The following is a 17,621-nucleotide window of genomic DNA, read 5'->3' as shown; positions in this document are numbered from 1 at the left end:
TGGGTAAAAGATTCAAAAAAGACCTGGAAGAACATCAAGATGTACGAGTTGCTGCTACCTCAAGAATTTGGGGTATTGCTGTGGGAATGCTAGCAATTTGTATTCCGCTTTCAGCGGTGACGAAAAGTGGTCCAATTCTACCTTTAGCGACTCTGACAGGCGCAGCAGTGGGTACAGCTGCTGTGTGGCGTTCTGATGACAAAAAATCAAAAAGGAACTCTTTGCCTGAGCAGAAAGTAGAACTGTTAGAGCAAAGAATCGCTAACTTAGAAACAATTGTTAGTAGTGAGGATTTTGATTTGCGGATGAAAATTAAACAGCTAGAAGTGAGCGATCGCCCAAGGGGCAGTGGCAAAGCCAATCGCACCGAGCGCAACTCGCAAGGGCATCACCAACCAGACAATTAGATAATTTTCATTCAAACCGTGTCTGTGTAAGGTGTAACTCTATTTATGGCAACCTGTGGCAATTTTTAAATAATTGCCTTCATTCATAATTAAAATAATATTATTCATTTGATGAGTCTTCGTTCTATTATAACTATTTAATAATTGTATAACTATAGGACTCCTCCGCAGATTTTTGAACGACACGTAAGGTGGGCAGTGCTTACCGTATTTTGCCGACTACATCCGGATTTTGCTAAGCACTGCCCACGCTACAATACTTAAGATTTTTTATAAATCCTGCGCGGATTGCTATATTTAATAATTGATGTATTATAAGTAAAATTGCCAGGTTTCTAGAGAACAAATGGTAGACAATTGTGAAGTGATATTACAATTGTTTCAAAAATATTTAAAAATCGTCGGAAATCCAAACATGGTTCTAAGGTAGAACCTAAGGAGATGCTAGAGGCAAATTATGACGAATAACATTCAAAAGTATCGGTTTGTCTGTACCCTTACCTTCGGGGATATCTACGGTCAAATCATTATTTGGTTGATTACCATTACGATCAGTTTGGCGTCTGCTTTGGCGCTGATGGGTGCTAGACGACCGGTTTATGCTTTAGCCACTGTCGGACTTGTAGTTCTACTATCGTTGCCTTTCTTGCTTTTTGCCTTCGTAACCACCTTGCTAAATCACATTGAGGTGTCCCCCGTAGAAGCAGGGACAAAAATGGAACCAATGCCTGGTAATATTTCTCAGCAACAACCTGTACAAGCGACTAGCTGAATGGATTTAGATACAGGACGGGTTATTGGTTAGTGGTTAATAGTTAGTGCTAAAAAATAACTAATAACTAACAAATGTAGAGACGCGCCACCTCTCGTCTGTACAACTAACAACTCCCTACTCCAAAATCCACAATTGAAACAACATCCCTGTCTGTTGGCGGGGAATTTTTTTTTAGAGATAGAATCTATCGCGTCTTTACACAGACAAAGGCATAACTTTTTTATAGTCGGGGCGAAGTTAGCTTGAACATGATGTGATCATTGTCGGGGGTGGGTTGGCTGGGTGTCGCGCTGCAGTAGAAATTGCCCGCACTGACCCCAGTTTGAATGTGGCTGTGGTTGCCAAAACGCACCCGATTCGTTCCCACTCGGTTGCGGCGCAAGGTGGGATGGCTGCATCTCTGAAAAATGTTGATTCTAGTGACACTTGGGAAGCTCATGCTTTCGACACTGTGAAGGGTTCCGATTATTTGGCGGATCAAGATGCAGTGGAAATTCTTACGCGTGAAGCGCCAGATGTGGTGATTGACTTAGAACACATGGGCGTTTTGTTCTCCCGTCTAAGCGATGGTCGCATTGCTCAACGTGCTTTTGGCGGACATTCTCACAATCGTACTTGCTACGCCGCTGATAAGACTGGTCACGCCATTTTACACGAATTGGTGAATAATTTGCGGCGATATGGTGTGCAAATTTATCAAGAGTGGTACGTGATGCGCCTGATTCTGGAAGAAGGTCAGGCGAAAGGTCTGGTGATGTACCGCATCGAGGATGGGCATATTGAAGTGGTGCGCGCTAAGGCTATCATGTTTGCGACTGGTGGCTATGGTCGTGTTTACAACACCACGTCTAATGATTATGCTTCCACTGGTGATGGTCTCGCAATGACTGCTTTGGCTGGGTTGCCGTTAGAAGACATGGAATTTGTGCAATTTCATCCCACAGGACTGTATCCGGTAGGGGTGCTGATTTCAGAAGCAGTGCGCGGAGAAGGGGCTTATTTGATTAACAGTGAGGGAGAACGCTTTATGGCAAGATACGCTCCCAGCCGCATGGAACTTGCTCCGCGTGATATTACTTCACGGGCGATCGCCTACGAAATTCGTGCCGGTCGCGGTGTTCATTCCGATGGTAGTGCTGGTGGTTCGTTTGTTTATCTCGACCTGCGGCATATGGGTAAAGAAAAAATTATGAGCCGCGTCCCCTTCTGTTGGGAGGAAGCACATCGCTTAGTGGGTGTTGACGCAGTGACTCAACCTATGCCAGTACGCCCTACCATCCACTATTGCATGGGTGGTATCCCAGTGAATACCGACGGTCAAGTCCGCAGTAGTGGTGATGGTCTGGTTGATGGCTTCTTTGCCGCTGGAGAAACTGCTTGTGTTTCCGTACATGGCGCAAATCGCCTCGGTAGTAATTCTTTGTTGGAATGTGTGGTTTATGGACGAAGAACCGGATCTGCAATAGCACAATATGTGCAAAAACGCAAGTTACCAAATCTGGATGAGCAACGCTACATCACCGAGGCTCAGCAACAAATTCAGGTTCTGCTAGAACAGCCTGGAAAGCTCCGCATTAACGAAGTCCGCCAAGCCTTCCAAGATGATATGACTCAGTACTGCGGCGTGTTCCGCACAGAAGAAATCATGCGTGAAGGTCTACATAGAATACAAGATTTACAACAGAAATACTCGCAAATATATTTAGACGACAAAGGGAGTTGCTGGAATACAGAAATTGTGGAAGCTTTGGAATTGCGGAGCCTGATGGTAGTGGGGCGGATGATTCTAGAATCCGCCTTAAATCGTCAGGAAAGTCGCGGTGCTCACTTCCGCGAAGATTACCCCGAACGGGATGATACCAACTTCTTGAAGCACACAATGGCTTATTATTCGCCCGCAGGAATTGATCTTCAATATCGTCCAGTGGCGATTACCATGTTTAAGCCACAAGAACGGAAGTATTGAATTGGGGACTGGGGATTGAGGACTGGCGACAGTTATCAGTTATCATGTACCAGCGCAGTTTCGAGTTACCAGTTTTTTGGTCACTGTTCACTGTTCACTGTTGACTATCCCTAATCCCTAATCCCTAATCCCTACTGCTTTACTCAAACTGTGGATAGATGTATAATCACTTATGAAAAGAAGGGGAGTAGCTGCTGGCAATCATATTAGCCAGTACACCTGAGTCAACATACTGGCAATAAGCCTGGTTCAGGTGACGAGAAATGTAAAGCTCTTATTTTTGAGAATACCAAAAGTACTCAAAGACTGACCGTTGAGAGCAGATAAATTCTTGGAAGTGAGACCTTCACTAAGTTCACATGAAAAAGTGTGAGCTTGGTGGAGTCTCATCGCTCACATCAAGCTCACCAAGGTAAAAAATTCCTGAAGGAGCTTGAGAGAGTGTTAACAGCTTTTACTGCGGGTTTGTTATTAATTACGGTTTCCGAGCTAGGTGATAAAACATTTTTCATAGCCGTGATTTTAGCGATGCATCACTCCCGGCGGTTAGTCTTTGTAGGTGTGACAGCGGCTTTAGCTGCAATGACAATTCTTTCTGTTGCCCTGGGACAAGCAGTTTCTGTACTTCCAAAAGTTTATATTCATCATGCTGAGATAGCTTTATTTCTTGGCTTTGGAATAAAGCTGCTTTATGATGCAAGCCGAATGCCTGCTTTTAGTTGTGATAAGGAAGTTGTAGAAGAGGCAGAAGCTGCAGTGAAACAGGCAGATATGCAACTGCCGAAAAAGAAAAATGCTTTAGCAATTTTAACAGAAGCCTTTGTCTTGACATTTATGGCGGAGTGGGGCGATCGCACACAAATTGCCACAATTGCTTTAGCCGCAGGAAATAACGCTATTGGAGTAACAACGGGTGCAATTTTGGGACACGCCATTTGTGCTGCCGTTGCGGTTATTGGTGGCAGAATGCTAGCAGGGCGAATTTCTGAGCGCAAACTCACCTTCATAGGTGGATTTTTGTTTCTTTTGTTTGGTGTCGTAGCCGCTATCGAGGGAGCGTAAAAATAAGAAAGAAGAAAGAAGAAAGAAAAAAGAAGAATGAAAAAAACTTTTCTTCTTTCTTCGTTTTTCATTCTTTACTTAGCGGTGCTATTCGGCGTTGGCGTTGGAGTAGGAGAGGGGGATTCACTTGCTTGCTTATTAATTTCGTCTCTGTACTGGGTTGGTGCTAAAGCCGCAGCTTTGGTAAACAAAGTTTTTGCTTCGTCAGTTTTGCCCTGTTGTTTGAAGAGCATCGCCTTGGCTAAAGCGGGACGAAAATCCTGTGGATCGTTCTTGATTGCCTCGTCATAAACAGTAAGAGCTTGAGCATAGCGTTTTTGAGAGGCGTGTACGTTGCCCAAGAGCACTTGTACAGCGACTGTATCCACACTTCCAGGCTGATTTTTATTTGCTTGGGTTGCAGTATTGAGAGTATCTTGCAGCAAACCAACAGCTGCTTCGGGGCGTTTTTGAGACAGCAGGAGAGCAACCATTCCTTGTAAAGCTTCAAGGTTGCCAGGTTTACTTTGCAGAACAGAACGGTAAGCTTGAGCAGCTCCTTCCTTGTCGCCAATTTGCTGCTTAGCTTGAGCGAGCAGCACTGCGTATCTTGTTTGTTCTGGATTCAGCTTTGCTAACTTTTCTAAAGGTTCAATAACGCTCTTGATCTCACCGACACCTAAGCTGAGTAACTGCAAACGAGTCTCAAGCAAGCCTCGCAGCGCCGTTTGGTTCTCGCTTTCCCGCTGCAAAACCTGTTCATAACCCCGTGCTGCATCTTCCAGCTTTGATTTTTGATCAGAGGAAGGCGAACCAGTTCTTGCGTTTGCGGACTGTTGGGTTGAGCTTTGCGTTTCATTAAACGCTCCAATGAGGGGCACTATTGAAACTCCGACAAAAGCAAGAAGTGCCAGCAGCAAAATCACATTGACTATCCAGCGATTGCGAGGTTTAGACACAAAACCGTCCTTAAACTCTAATGACATTATCGTTTACAGAAAACATGAAAGTTAAAAATTTTAAAAACTTTGCGGAATCCCGTGAATTGATTGTGAATTTTATAACAAAAAGCAATGTACGCAATCTATGCAAGTGTTGACTTTAGGAGGAATAGTCTGAATTTTAGCTATGTTATGCTTCCGAAACTAGTGTAAAGGCGCTAAATTACAGATTTAGTGCGTGTATGCGAAATTTCGCGTCTTTAGTATCCCACAGAGCGTTGAGATAGGTTGTCTTGAAAGGAAATATACTTACAAGCGCCGCACAAACGCTCTTTCCAGCTGCCTTTGTAAAATCCCACAATGGGATGTGTCTCCGCCGCAAGGAGTTTTTATGACTTCCGACCTGATGCCGTCGCCTGAATCGTCCAACTCAGCTGCCTCTAAAGAAGCTTTAAACAGCAATGATGCAGCTACGAATGTAAATGCAGCGAACCCAACTTCTCAAACAGAAGATTCGCCTGTAATCTCAAATGAGACTGCCAATGATGAAAACTTAGTAAATCGGCTGCAACCGATTCCACCTCCTAGTGAACCAATGCAGTACCGAGCCATTGGCTTAGTACGAGGTCGTTACGTTGCTAGCAGCGAACAATTCACTCAAGGTGCAATGTTCACCTCAGATGGCGCAGAACTCGATGCCGTCCTTCTGGGTCGGATTATGAGTTTAGTTAAAAATCATTTGGACTTGGAAAAAGAACATCTGTGGGTCGTTTATCCACGTACTCGACAGGAAAACGACAAATTGCACGTACAAATTGTAGGAGTTTGGGAGCCAGAAAACTTAGCTAAACATCAAACAGCTGATGATGAAGATTCAGCTACAGAAGATTTGCAAACACCCGCTAATGGTTCATCAAGTTCCGTCGTACCCTCATCAGAAGTTCCAGATGGTGGTTTTTCTGTTCGTGGGGAGGTTGTTTATCAATCTTTTGAAGGTGAACACTTGGTGGTTAAAATTAAGCAGGCTGCCCGCAAACAAGATGACAAACCAAAGTATTTCAAGTTGAAAATTAAAGGTAAGCTTGAAATCAAAGCAGTCAGTAAGTTTTGGGACTTGAAAGTCAAGCGGGAAGCTGACGAATTGGTTGTAGAAAGCGCTGAGGCGATCGCTGATTTACCCAAAAAGCGCAGACCACCACAACGAAGACCAGGGGGCGGTGGGGGTCGTCGTCCTAGTGGAAGAAAACCATTTCCCCCAAGACAACGCAATGGCGAAACTCCGCGTCCAGTGCGGAAAATAGGCGACTCCTCTGCGGCGTCAAAACCTGTATCTACAAAACCCGTTCCTAAGCCTGTCAAGCGTCCGAAGCCACCCGAACAATAAAGAATGAATAGAGAAGAATGAAGAATAAAAAAATCTTTATTTTTCTCTGTTCTCTGTTCTTTGTTTATTAAAACTCCGTCCACCGATCTTGCGGAAGAAAAGACCGCTCCATCGGAATTGGGGCTACAGGCTCTGTTAGGGTAAAATCACCTGATGAAATCCATTGTTTCAACTCCATAGCAACTTGCTTGGAGAGAAATACACTTGCAAGGGGTGCAACGCGCACAGTTCTGCCTTCTATGGTGATCCGCCCTGATTTGAGTTGGGTGTAACTGACTAAACCAAAAGTAGGACGGACGCGCCGGGGAATAGAAAAATCTACTATCGGGGCTACCAAATCTTTATCTTGAACTGCACATCTTGCAACGACTTCTTCGTTCAACACCGGGAGTGGTACACCCACTCCCAACATCAAAGAAGGACCGTAACTCTTGAAGTAACACCCACGCACCCAACGAGCATCCATTTGCTTGGCATCACCAATTAAAGACAAAGTCGCAGCCGGACCAATAGGTGTACGATTGGGTAAGCGCTTTTGTAAGGGAAAGTGCTGCGTACCTTCCCAAGCAACATAACCAATACCGCCGCCTAGGAAAATTCGCGTGCCAATTCCAACAAGCTGCAGATCTGGGTCGTTGAATAGGGGGGAGATGGCACCAGGGTTAGAGTAAACAGCATTGCTCAAACGCGGTTGTAAAGGACCGAGGTATGTGTAAAGTGGGCGATCGCCCCCATTCACACCTACTATAAAATTTTGATAAAGATTGCGGGGATTGAATAAATAAAACTGGTTTATAGTCTCACGAGTAATCGTCGTTTCAAAACTTGCTCTCGGATAACAATCTGTAACTTGTCCTAGCGATCGTACGTGTACGGGTTTACCAGCTATCAAATCTTCAATGACATGACCCCCACCGCGTTCCCGGACTTCTTCCCCGTCCATCACCTCCACCGCACAACTTGCACCCAAGTACAAATCTACTGCTCCAAAACCAGAGTATGCGGGTACTCCATCTAACCAGCAACGGCGGATTTTTATCGGCGGGTCAGTATGTCCTAAATTAATAATTGCACCGCTAGATTCCATCGGTTCAAAAGTGCCAGTGGTGATGACATCAACTTCCTTAGCAACTTTAGTAACACCAACTTCTGCAACTCTTGCTTTTAATTCAAGAGCGGTCAATACTACCGCTTGCTTACGGCTGATTTTGTCATTTATTTCCGCAATGGTTCGCATATAAAATGCAAATTATATACTTAATCAGCTTGAATTCTACAAAGTAAAACACAAGAAAACTCAAGATTATCAATTTTGGCAAGAAGGTTTCCATCCTCAGGTTATTTTAGATGAGGAAATGTTTAGACAGATGTTGGATTATATTCATAATAATCCTGTTAAGCGTAGCTACATCGATGATCCACTTCACTGGCGGTATTCTAGCTATAGGAATTACATGGGGTAGTCTGGGTTAGTGCAAGTCGAGTTAGATTGATTGATAGGGCAAGGCGTAGCCCCCAGTAAGGCATTCCCAGGCTGAACCTAGGAACGAGTTAACGTGCGAATAAACCTGATTCTTCCAAAGCCTAAAGGTTTTTAGCTGTTTTATCTGGTTCATCCAGAAACTTCAGTTCGCAATTCATAACTACACCGTTAGGAAGTTTCACACCCACAGTGCCAACTCTGGATGGGTACAAATCGACGATCAGCATTAAACCTAAAGCTTTATGCTGTACTGGCTTGTTGGCAATGTAATACTTGGTAGCAACTTGAATATCCATCTGTCTTACTCCAAAGTGAGTTGTCTGTTGCAGTTGCAAGTGCAACGCTGTATTACGCTGCAAATCCTAATCCTTTCGGGTTATTCAGTTTGATAATTGCATCGTAATGTCCGGATAGATGTTTTTCACCTATGTCATCTATCTTTGTTAAGCTAATTGATTCACTCCCTACTGTGCATTGTAGGGGTAAAATGAGGGATCGAGGCTGATAACGCTAACAGCAGTGGAACAGAAAACCAGGCAAAGTTAAGCAGCACTTATCGCTGAGTCAAGCAAAAATACTCAGTTGCTACTTGACTAAGCAAAGATACTCAGTAAATAATGGTAACAGAATGTTAAGTTATTTCAGAAAACCTTAAAAATTCTGTAATATTTTTGCAGCTAGACTATTGTTTACACAGCTTTGCGGCTTTTCTAAAGCAATCCAAGTTAAACCAGATTCTTGGTAAAGCCATTGACCTGCGCGACGAAAACTTAAGCTTTAAAAGCCAAAACCTATTCTGTGGAGTTCTCCATGTCAAACTCAGCTAGTCCCGTCGAACCAGCAGTCCTGATCACCATCATTGGTGAAACAGTGCTGAAAGACCGTATTGTCAAGCTGCTGAAAAGCCATGATGTCAGCGGCTACACCATTAATCAAGTACAGGGTGAGGGTGGGCATGGAAGACGCTTGGGAGATATGGCAGCCTACAACACCAATATTGAAATCAAGACCATTGTTTCATTAGAAGCATCTGATGCTATTTTATCGGCACTGAAAGACGAGCGGGGCGGACACGCTTTGATCGCTTATCGACACAATGTAGAAGCTTTCTTTTAACTTGTTGACAAAATTTTTAATTATTTCGCGCAAAGACGCAAAGGTACTATACTTTGCGCCTTTGCGCTTTGCTAAGGGAGTTCCAAATTAACCAAATTAAAAAATATCCAACTTTTTTTGTGGGATGGGCTTCTAGCCCGTCCTATTAACTGGGCGGGCAAGATGCCCACCCCACTGTTAGCGGGTAATTTATTTGTTGGAAATCCCTAAAATCTTTCCACCGCCTCAAACTTTTTAGCAATCTCACCCATAGCGTTTGCTGCTTCACCACAAGTGCGTGGAGTTGGAAAAATCTTACCTGGATTCGCCAAACCTTTAGGATTAAATGCTTGTCGTACCCATTGCATAGTTTGTAAATCAGCTTCTGTGAACATTTCCGGCATATAACACTTTTTATCTGCACCGATGCCATGTTCTCCAGAAATGCTACCGCCGACTTTGACACAAAGCTTAAGAATTTCCCCTCCGACTTCTTCTACCTTTTCTAATTCACCAGGAATGGAATTATCAAACAGAATCAATGGGTGAAGATTGCCATCACCAGCATGAAATACGTTAGCGATGCGATACCCATATTTCAGGCTTAATGCTTCAATTTCTGCTAGTACGTAGGATAACTGAGTGCGTGGAATAACACCATCTTGTACATAATAATCTGGACTGACATGACCTGCTGCAGCAAAAGCTGCTTTGCGTCCTTTCCACACTTTTAAGCGTTGTTCTGGATCACTGGCAATTGTGATGTTTCGCGCACCATTCTTTTTACAAATTTCCGCAATGCGCTGTTTATTTGCCGCAACTTCTACAGCTAAACCGTCGATTTCTACTAATAAGATAGCAGCAGCATCACGGGGATAACAATTCGTGCAAACGACATCTTCTACAGCGTTGATGCTGAGGTTATCCATAATTTCCATACCACCAGGAATAATTCCGGCACTGATGATATCAGAAACACTTGCACCTGCTGCTTCAATGCTTGTGAAGTCTGCTAAAAGCACACAAATTGATTCTGCACTTTTGAGAATTCGCAAGGTAATTTCTGTGGCAATTCCTAGTGTCCCTTCAGAACCTACAAATACACCTGTTAAGTCATAACCAGGCATTTCAGGAATTTGTCCCCCCACATCTACAATTGAACCATCAGGAAGGACGAGTTTCAATCCCAAAACGTGGTTCGTTGTAACACCGTACTTCAAACAATGTACCCCACCAGAGTTTTCCGCCACGTTACCGCCAATTGAGCAAATGATTTGGCTGGAAGGATCGGGAGCGTAGTAAAACCCAGCACCACTCACAGTTTGTGTTACCCAGCTATTAATCACTCCCGGCTGCACAATAACTTGCTGATTTTCCAAATCAACTTTAAGTATTTGCCGCATTAATGAAGTGACAATCAAAACGCAATTTTCGACTGGCAACGCCCCACCAGATAAACCTGTACCAGAACCGCGTGCGATGAAGGGGATGGAGTGGCGATCGCATATCTTCACTACCTCTGCAACTTGTTCTGTGGTTCTTGGCAATACTACCACAGCCGGACGCTCACGATAGCTAGTTAAACCATCGCACTCGTATGTAATGAGTTCTTCGCGGCGTTGGACTACGCCATTTTTGCCAACCACAGCCTCAAATTGTTTGATGATGGGTTTCCAGTTGCGTTGTTGTTTGTCTTGGGTAAGCATAGGTGGTTTTGTCCTAGGGAGAGATTTGCTAACTCCCGATAAAGATGCAGCGACAGTAGGTGCTAATAATTTATATATTATCTGGGTCTACTCCCATTTCTCGCAATCTGGCAGCTAGTCGTTCAGCACGTTCCTCAAGTTGTCGTCGCTGTATTTGTTCCTCCCTAATTCAATCTTCCACCACTCGCGAACAGCACTGTATCGACAGATAATATTAGTCCAGAAAACTGCACAGACTGGAATTGTTGCCCTTGTAGAAATTCTACTCGTTCATAACCTTCTTCACCCTCAGGATGGCTCAAAATCCAGACTCGCTTTTGTTGCAAGAAGTATGGGCAAGCGGGAGCAGGAAGACTTGCATCTACAGCCTTACCAGAGAAAATCTCCTGTCGTATCTATATAGCGTTCCTGTTCTCCAAGCTTGACTCGTGCCATCCCATCAGAAAAACTGTCTGCTTCATCAAACTGTGGTTGGATAACAACTTGCCCTTTCTTGTCTATGTACCCCCACTGGCAGCCAATCTTGACTCTTGCCAGCCCCTCTGAAAAACTATCTGCTTCATCAAACTGGGATTCGCTAACTACCCGCCCTGTCTGATCAATATACTTCCATTTAGTATTATTTTTTACTATTGCTAAACCCTGGGAAAAGTTATAAGCCCGATCAAACTGCAGGGCAATAACTATTTCTCCTGTTTTGGCTATGTAACCTGACTTCTCGCCTAATCGGACAGGTGCTAGTTTTTCAGCAAAGTTTCCAGCCCAATCAAACTGGTGAGGGATAACCATCTTCCTGTTCTTATCAATGTAACCCCACTTATCACCCACCTTTACCCGTGCCAGCCCTTCTGAAAAACTATCTGCTTTATCAAACCAAAACGGAATAACCTCACCTCCTGTTTTATTGATAAAACCCCACTTATCATTAATCTTGACTGCTGCTAATCCATGGGAAAAGCTGCGGGCATAATCAAACTTTGGTTTTATGACCTCTAGCCCTTTTTGGTCTTTATAGCCCCATCTGTCCCCCTCTTGGAATGGTATAAAGCTGTCAAGCATATAGTTTTGCTCACTTTTGATTGTTCTAATTCATACAATTTTTATATAAAATTTGACACAAAATCATAATGTACAAAATCGTGTATACACTGATAAATAGAGTTAACCCACCCTTCTGCCTCCAATCAACTAACCTAGATATAGCGCTCTTAAGTGGTGGATAAACTTATGGTTGAGCAATTTTTAATCAATAATGATGATTACTATGTCCCAGATGCCAACCAGCTAATAACTGAAGATGACACGCCTGTGGATAATTTTGCCTCTGAAAAACAACAACGTCTCTTAGTTAGCTCTCTTTACAGTTCTTTACAAAATCAAACTTTTTTAGCCGCAGCCAATGTTAGCATTTATTATACAGACCTTAAGCCTCCCATAGTACCCGATGTTTTCCTCAGCTTAGATGCCCAAGTCCCTGAAAATTGGTGGGAGAAGCAAAACCGTTGTTATATGGTTTGGCGTTTTGGCAAGCCTCCAGAAGTTGCAATTGAAATTGTCTCAAACAAAGAAGGTGATGAACTAGGGAAAAAACTAGGAATTTATGAACATATGCGAGTGAGTTACTACATCGTATATGACCCCACTCATCAATTAGGACAAGTGTTACGGGTTTATGAACTCAGGGGAAGGCGCTACTTTGAAACGACAGAAACTTGGCTAGAACAAGTTGGGTTAGGTTTAACTCTCTGGCAAGGAGAATTTGAAGGTAGGGAAGATGTTTGGTTACGTTGGTGTTATCAAGATGGTGTTGTTATACCAACTGGAGATGAGCGTGCTTCTCAAGCGGAACATCGTGCTCAATTACTAGCAGAAAGACTACGAGCTATGGGTATTGATCCTGACACTATCTGAAAATGTCTTCGGTAGAAATAGTTTCTGAAACCTTTATACAAGTGTCGTTCACATATTTTGCAACAGCTTTTTTCCACTTTAAATATCCTCGACCATTTAAATGCAGTCCATCCTCTGTATAACAAATATCTAATTTATGAGCCGAATCGGATAAATGAGAATAAACGTCTATATATTGATAAGAAAACTCTTTCGCTAAATTTTTTAGATGTAAATTTAGCTGTAGTATATTATTGTTATCTTGCCAGTAACGAGTTGTCTTGTTATTCACTGGTAAGACGCTTTGAATAAATACTTCTGTATTCGGGAGTTTGTTTTGAAACTCAGTCAAAATAGCAGAGTATACAAGTATTATTTGTTCTATAGTTTTAACAGCCTTACCTATACCAAGCAGATCATTAATACCCACCATTAAAAAAATTTTCTTGGGTTTCGACGCTAATATCGTGTCTAGGCGATTCAATATCAAATCCGTTGTGTCACCACCAATCCCACGATTTTTTATATTAGGGTTTTCTAATAACTCTGACCATTGACCTTCTTCAGTCAAACTATCTCCTAAAAAAATAATGTCTAAATCCGATTTAGGCAGCAATTCAAACTGACTTTTTTTATGGAGATAGTATGGGTTGTAATATTCTTTTTGAGATTTGTGATGAGAAACTTTTTTAGATAAATATCGAAAACCACCTTTTTTAATAACAAATAAAATTCCAAGGAAAAAAAATAAAATATTCAGTATTGAAGAAGTAAACAGTAATAATATTGTGGCTCTCTCGTTCATATTTTTGGTTAAATCAATACCTTGCCTTTTCTTTTAGTTAGACAATAGTTCTTTCTTATTCAATAAAAATAGCTCATGACTCATAAGAGGCATGAGGACATTTTTTATTTGAATTAATGTACTTTAACAGATTACTTAGATAAGATTAGCACATTTAGGTAAAGCATTTATGAAAAATCAATGAATTTATGCACGTCATGCCATACTTCTTCCAATAAATTAGGATTTTCGGCATCAAACCACTTAATCTGAGGATATGCTCTAAACCAGGTGCGTTGGCGCTTGGCAAATTGCCGCGTGTGTAAAACAGTTAATTCTTTTGCTTTGTCTAAAGAAATATCCCCAGCCAAATATTGCTTGATTTCTTGATATCCCAAAGTATTAAGTAAAGGTAAATCAACACCATATTTCTGGCAAAGATATTCTACCTCTGCTACCAAACCATCTGCAATCATTTTCTCTGTACGCTGTGCAATGCGATCGCCAAGATGAGCAGGATCACAATCTAAACCAATTTGCAAAATTGGATAATCCGGCGGATTCTCTCCTTGTTGCTCGGAAATTGGGCGACCAGTAACATAAAATACCTCCAATGCTCTTAAAGTTCGCACTGAGTCGTTGGAATGAATCTTTTGTGCTGCAATGAAGTCAACTTGTTGCAACATAGCGTACAATTGCCTTTGGTCAAGTGATTCCAGTTGCGATCGCAATTCCTTGTGTGCTGCAACTCTAGGAATCTTCATTCCCTGTGTAATAGAACGTATATATAAACCAGTACCACCAACTAACAGCCCTGGGGGAGTGAGGGAAGCATTTCCCTTGTCTCCTTGTCTTGTAATAGAGCAAGAAGCAATTAATGCTTGTGCTTGCTGTTGATAATCTGCAACTGTGATGATGTCTGTGGGGTTGCAGATATCTATTAAATAGTGCGGTACTAACTTTTGTTCAGATGCTGTAGGTTTGGCGGTGCCAATATCAAACTCCCGGTAAACTTGACGAGAATCTGCACTCAGAATTATTGAACCCAGGCGCATCGCCAAATCTAACGCCAATCCCGATTTACCTGTTGCTGTTGCGCCACAAATCACAATCAATTTAGTCATGAGTCAATAGTTCACTGAACACTCAACACTCAATAGTAATCATTGATAAGTGATTGGGTATATCCCCATGATAAACTTCTCTTCAGATTGCCCTACAGTCGCCATCAAGCCTTTTGTGTTAGAATTTTGGAGTGTTTTTATATTTTGCCCCTTTGGGCGAGTTTAACCCCACGTAACAGGAGAATTTTCATGACGAGCAGTTACAGTGCCGCTCAGATTCAAGTTCTGGAAGGTCTGGAACCCGTCCGCAAAAGACCGGGAATGTACATAGGTTCCACAGGTCCGCGAGGGCTCCATCATTTAGTTTACGAGGTGGTGGACAACTCGATAGATGAAGCTTTAGCGGGTTACTGCACCCATGTGGAGGTGGATCTCAACGCTGATGGTTCTGTAACAGTTGTAGATGATGGTCGGGGTATTCCCACGGATATTCATCCCCAAACGGGAAAATCAGCATTGGAAACTGTGTTAACCGTACTGCACGCCGGCGGGAAATTTGGTAGCGGTGGCTACAAAGTTTCTGGAGGATTGCACGGGGTTGGTGTTTCCGTAGTCAACGCCCTGTCTGAGTGGATAGAAGTGACAGTTTGGCGAGATAAAAAGGTTCATATCCAGCGCTACGAACGGGGTATTCCCGTCACAGAACTGACAGCAAAGCCCTACAAAGAAGATCGTACCGGAACTTCTGTCACCTTCAAACCAGACTCCCAAATCTTCACGACTGTTACTGAATTTGATTACACTACTGTAGCAAGTCGCCTGCGGGAATTGGCATATTTGAATGCTGGCGTCAGAATTACTTTTACTGATAACCGTCTGGAACTACTTAGAAGTGATACACCTAAGGTAGAAACCTACGAATACAAAGGTGGTATTAAAGAATATATTACCTACATGAATAGCGATAAGCAGCCATTGCATGAAGAAGTTATCTTCGTGCATGGAGAACGCAACAATGTTCAAGTTGAAGTTGCGTTGCAGTGGTGTACTGATGCTTATACAGACAATGTATTAGGCTTTGCCAATAATATTCGCACGGTGGATGGTGGTACGCACTTAGAAGGTTTAAAGGCGGTTCTGACTCGCACCTTGAATGCGATCGCCCGCAAGCGCAACAAAATCAAAGATAATGAACCCAACCTCAGTGGCGAACACGTCCGCGAAGGTCTTACTGGGGTAATTTCTGTGAAAGTGCCAGATCCAGAGTTTGAAGGACAAACCAAAACCAAACTCGGCAATACTGAGGTGCGGGGAATTGTGGATTCTCTTGTCGGAGAAGTTCTCACCGAGTACTTGGAATTTCGCCCTGCTGTTGGTGATGCCGTATTAGATAAAGCCATCCAAGCCTTCAAAGCCGCAGAAGCCGCCCGTCATGCGCGGGAATTGGTGCGCCGCAAATCGGTGCTGGAATCTTCGCCTTTACCCGGAAAATTGGCAGATTGCAGTTCCAGAGATCCTAAAGAGTCGGAAATTTACATCGTGGAAGGAGACTCAGCGGGTGGGAGTGCAAAACAAGGACGCGATCGCCGATTCCAGGCAATTCTTCCCCTACGCGGTAAAATCCTGAACATTGAGAAAACTGACGACGCCAAAATCTATAAAAATACTGAAATTCAGGCGTTAATTACAGCACTCGGTTTAGGAGTTAAGGGCGAGGAATTCGACGCATCGCAACTGCGCTATCACCGTATAGTCATTATGACTGACGCTGACGTAGATGGAGCGCACATCCGGACTCTGTTGTTAACTTTCTTCTATCGGTATCAAAGGGCGCTGATTGAGCAGGGGCATATCTACATTGCTTGTCCGCCACTCTTTAAAGTAGAACGGGGACGGAATTATTACTATTGCTATAGTGAGCGCGAATTGCAACAGCGCCTCGCTGAGTTTCCCGACAACGCCAACTACACCATCCAACGCTTCAAAGGTTTGGGTGAAATGATGCCAGAACAACTCTGGACAACCACGATGAACCCAGAAACTCGCACCTTTAAGCAAGTGGAAATTGAGGACGCCGCCGAAGCTGATCGCATTTTCACGATTTTGATGGGCGATCGCGTTGCACCCCGGCGCGAATTCATTGAAACCTACGGTTCTAAACTCAACTTAACTGATTTGGATATTTAGTATAACCAGTGTAGGTTCTCGCAGAAGCTGCAAAATTTTGTTGCAGAGTGATTGAAAATTTTAGGAGTACGGCTAGATAAAATAACCTAGTCGTGCTTTTTCAGAGCAGAACTACAATATTTTGCTAAAAAATCAACGTATTTTGGAAAGATTTTCGCATCTATGCCTTAAGGTTGAGGGACAGTTTCACTGACTTTATTAAATTTTGTTAAAAGTCAAAGATTTAATTTAATTTAATTTAATTTAACAATACATATTAAGCATGAAAGCGAGCAAAAGCATTTTAAGAAAAGCAGCCTTTAGCGTTATGAGTGCGGGTACTCTCCTTGTGTCTGCTTGTGGTCAACCTACTGTAGAGAATACAACCACTCCTCAGACTGCGGCAACTCCAGCAAATCTTCCTACAGCTGCTCCTCCAATTGCCCAAACTCCCACTACCCCAACAGCAAGCAAAAATTTGGCTCAATTAGCACAGTCAGCATCAACTCAGGGGTCTTTTACAACATTAAGTAAAGCATTGCTTGCCGCAGACTTGACTAAACAAATGGTTGAACAAGGACCTTACACAGTCTTTGCTCCTACGGATGCTGCTTTTGCGGCTTTACCAAAAGGTACAGTAGACAATCTTCTCAAACCAAAAAACAAACAACAATTAGTCAAGCTTCTGGGCTACCATGCTATACCTGGACAAGTGACTTCCAGCCAACTGACATCCGGACAAGTCAAAACAGTTGAGGGAAGTCCTGTGACATTAAAGGTTAATACTACCACCAGTACAGTTACCGTGAACGGTGCTAAGGTCATTCAAGCAGACATTCCAGCTAGTAACGGTGTCGTTCACATAGTGGACAAGGTTATTCTACCTCCGAATTTTCCAGCAAGTCTTGGCTCTAATTAA

At 43.0% G+C, this 17,621-nt stretch carries 17 protein-coding genes; 9 read left to right on the top strand and 8 right to left on the bottom strand.

Annotated elements, in window-relative coordinates; genetic code table 11:
• Positions 1-23: 23 nt before the first annotated feature.
• The 4 genes from V5G28_RS08310 (at position 24) to V5G28_RS08295 (ending at position 4,210) form a co-directional block, all read left to right on the top strand.
• Positions 24-407, top strand: a complete 384-nt coding sequence (locus V5G28_RS08310) for a hypothetical protein (protein WP_336230108.1) — start codon at positions 24-26, stop codon at positions 405-407.
• Between the two features lie 457 nt (positions 408-864).
• Positions 865-1,179, top strand: a complete 315-nt coding sequence (locus V5G28_RS08305) for a hypothetical protein (protein ID WP_336230106.1) — start codon at positions 865-867, stop codon at positions 1,177-1,179.
• 256 nt (positions 1,180-1,435) lie between these two features.
• Complete coding sequence (locus tag V5G28_RS08300; RefSeq protein ID WP_332994749.1) at positions 1,436-3,148, top strand: succinate dehydrogenase/fumarate reductase flavoprotein subunit; 1,713 nt, start codon at positions 1,436-1,438, stop codon at positions 3,146-3,148.
• Positions 3,149-3,589: 441 nt separating this feature from the next.
• On the top strand, positions 3,590-4,210 hold the full coding sequence (locus V5G28_RS08295; RefSeq protein WP_096571300.1) for a TMEM165/GDT1 family protein: 621 nt from the start codon (positions 3,590-3,592) through the stop codon (positions 4,208-4,210).
• A gap of 74 nt (positions 4,211-4,284) precedes the next feature.
• Here V5G28_RS08295 and V5G28_RS08290 read toward each other — a convergent pair whose 3' ends face one another.
• Positions 4,285-5,148 (bottom strand): tetratricopeptide repeat protein, encoded by an 864-nt coding sequence (locus tag V5G28_RS08290; RefSeq protein WP_332994754.1) that lies wholly within the window; start codon positions 5,146-5,148, stop codon positions 4,285-4,287.
• A gap of 373 nt (positions 5,149-5,521) precedes the next feature.
• Between V5G28_RS08290 and V5G28_RS08285 the strand changes: the two genes are divergently transcribed.
• On the top strand, positions 5,522-6,514 hold the full coding sequence (locus V5G28_RS08285) for a hypothetical protein (RefSeq protein WP_332994746.1): 993 nt from the start codon (positions 5,522-5,524) through the stop codon (positions 6,512-6,514).
• Between the two features lie 67 nt (positions 6,515-6,581).
• On the opposite strand, the gene V5G28_RS08280 is transcribed toward V5G28_RS08285, so the two are convergent.
• The gene (locus V5G28_RS08280) at positions 6,582-7,751 is read right to left on the bottom strand and encodes a homocysteine biosynthesis protein (RefSeq protein ID WP_332994744.1); all 1,170 of its coding nucleotides are present in this window, start codon (positions 7,749-7,751) and stop codon (positions 6,582-6,584) included.
• A gap of 347 nt (positions 7,752-8,098) precedes the next feature.
• A complete protein-coding gene (locus V5G28_RS08275) occupies positions 8,099-8,356 on the bottom strand; it encodes a hypothetical protein (RefSeq protein ID WP_332994740.1) in 258 nt (85 codons plus the stop codon).
• A 451-nt stretch (positions 8,357-8,807) separates the two neighbouring features.
• Here V5G28_RS08275 and V5G28_RS08270 point away from each other — a divergent pair, with 451 nt between their 5' ends.
• Complete coding sequence (locus V5G28_RS08270) at positions 8,808-9,113, top strand: P-II family nitrogen regulator (RefSeq protein WP_332994738.1); 306 nt, start codon at positions 8,808-8,810, stop codon at positions 9,111-9,113.
• A 206-nt stretch (positions 9,114-9,319) separates the two neighbouring features.
• Here V5G28_RS08270 and glcD read toward each other — a convergent pair whose 3' ends face one another.
• From glcD to V5G28_RS08255, 3 genes are all read right to left on the bottom strand, one after another.
• The gene (gene glcD / locus V5G28_RS08265; protein ID WP_332994736.1) at positions 9,320-10,798 is read right to left on the bottom strand and encodes a glycolate oxidase subunit GlcD; all 1,479 of its coding nucleotides are present in this window, start codon (positions 10,796-10,798) and stop codon (positions 9,320-9,322) included.
• Between the two features lie 164 nt (positions 10,799-10,962).
• Positions 10,963-11,100, bottom strand: a complete 138-nt coding sequence (locus V5G28_RS08260) for a hypothetical protein (protein ID WP_332994734.1) — start codon at positions 11,098-11,100, stop codon at positions 10,963-10,965.
• Positions 11,101-11,167: 67 nt separating this feature from the next.
• The gene (locus V5G28_RS08255) at positions 11,168-11,857 is read right to left on the bottom strand and encodes a WG repeat-containing protein (RefSeq protein WP_332994731.1); all 690 of its coding nucleotides are present in this window, start codon (positions 11,855-11,857) and stop codon (positions 11,168-11,170) included.
• 168 nt (positions 11,858-12,025) lie between these two features.
• On the opposite strand from V5G28_RS08255, the gene V5G28_RS08250 reads away from it, so the two are divergent.
• Complete coding sequence (locus V5G28_RS08250; RefSeq protein WP_332994729.1) at positions 12,026-12,709, top strand: Uma2 family endonuclease; 684 nt, start codon at positions 12,026-12,028, stop codon at positions 12,707-12,709.
• Here the strand turns inward: V5G28_RS08250 and V5G28_RS08245 are convergent.
• Both V5G28_RS08245 and miaA read right to left on the bottom strand, forming a co-directional pair.
• Positions 12,702-13,493 (bottom strand): GDSL-type esterase/lipase family protein, encoded by a 792-nt coding sequence (locus V5G28_RS08245; protein WP_332994726.1) that lies wholly within the window; start codon positions 13,491-13,493, stop codon positions 12,702-12,704. The two genes, V5G28_RS08250 and V5G28_RS08245, sit on opposite strands and share 8 nt — an antisense overlap.
• Positions 13,494-13,660: 167 nt before the next feature.
• Positions 13,661-14,596 carry a tRNA (adenosine(37)-N6)-dimethylallyltransferase MiaA gene (gene miaA / locus V5G28_RS08240; protein ID WP_096566658.1) on the bottom strand — a complete coding sequence of 312 codons (936 nt, stop codon included), beginning with the start codon at positions 14,594-14,596 and terminating at the stop codon, positions 13,661-13,663.
• Between the two features lie 189 nt (positions 14,597-14,785).
• Between miaA and gyrB the strand changes: the two genes are divergently transcribed.
• Entirely contained in the window at positions 14,786-16,723 is a 1,938-nt protein-coding gene (gene gyrB, locus V5G28_RS08235; protein WP_096566660.1) for a DNA topoisomerase (ATP-hydrolyzing) subunit B, read from the top strand.
• A gap of 262 nt (positions 16,724-16,985) precedes the next feature.
• On the top strand, positions 16,986-17,621 hold the full coding sequence (locus V5G28_RS08230; protein WP_332994723.1) for a fasciclin domain-containing protein: 636 nt from the start codon (positions 16,986-16,988) through the stop codon (positions 17,619-17,621).

The sequence above is a fragment of the Scytonema sp. PRP1 genome, from assembly GCF_036697665.2.
GTDB classification, from domain to species: Bacteria; Cyanobacteriota; Cyanobacteriia; order Cyanobacteriales; family Nostocaceae; genus Kalymmatonema; species Kalymmatonema gypsitolerans.
This window is presented reverse-complemented; position numbering and strand designations above follow the sequence as displayed.

Bases quoted from the DNA above. Each gene is read 5' to 3' on its own strand.
- V5G28_RS08245 (WP_332994726.1), bottom strand. From the start codon at position 13,493: ATGAACGAGAGAGCCACAATATTATTACTGTTTACTTCTTCAATACTG.
- V5G28_RS08285 (WP_332994746.1), top strand. From the start codon at position 5,522: ATGACTTCCGACCTGATGCCGTCGCCTGAATCGTCCAACTCAGCTGCC.
- miaA (WP_096566658.1), bottom strand. From the start codon at position 14,596: ATGACTAAATTGATTGTGATTTGTGGCGCAACAGCAACAGGTAAATCG.
- gyrB (WP_096566660.1), top strand. From the start codon at position 14,786: ATGACGAGCAGTTACAGTGCCGCTCAGATTCAAGTTCTGGAAGGTCTG.
- V5G28_RS08280 (WP_332994744.1), bottom strand. From the start codon at position 7,751: ATGCGAACCATTGCGGAAATAAATGACAAAATCAGCCGTAAGCAAGCG.
- V5G28_RS08255 (WP_332994731.1), bottom strand. From the start codon at position 11,857: ATGCTTGACAGCTTTATACCATTCCAAGAGGGGGACAGATGGGGCTAT.
- V5G28_RS08250 (WP_332994729.1), top strand. From the start codon at position 12,026: ATGGTTGAGCAATTTTTAATCAATAATGATGATTACTATGTCCCAGAT.
- V5G28_RS08270 (WP_332994738.1), top strand. From the start codon at position 8,808: ATGTCAAACTCAGCTAGTCCCGTCGAACCAGCAGTCCTGATCACCATC.
- glcD (WP_332994736.1), bottom strand. From the start codon at position 10,798: ATGCTTACCCAAGACAAACAACAACGCAACTGGAAACCCATCATCAAA.
- V5G28_RS08305 (WP_336230106.1), top strand. From the start codon at position 865: ATGACGAATAACATTCAAAAGTATCGGTTTGTCTGTACCCTTACCTTC.
- V5G28_RS08230 (WP_332994723.1), top strand. From the start codon at position 16,986: ATGAAAGCGAGCAAAAGCATTTTAAGAAAAGCAGCCTTTAGCGTTATG.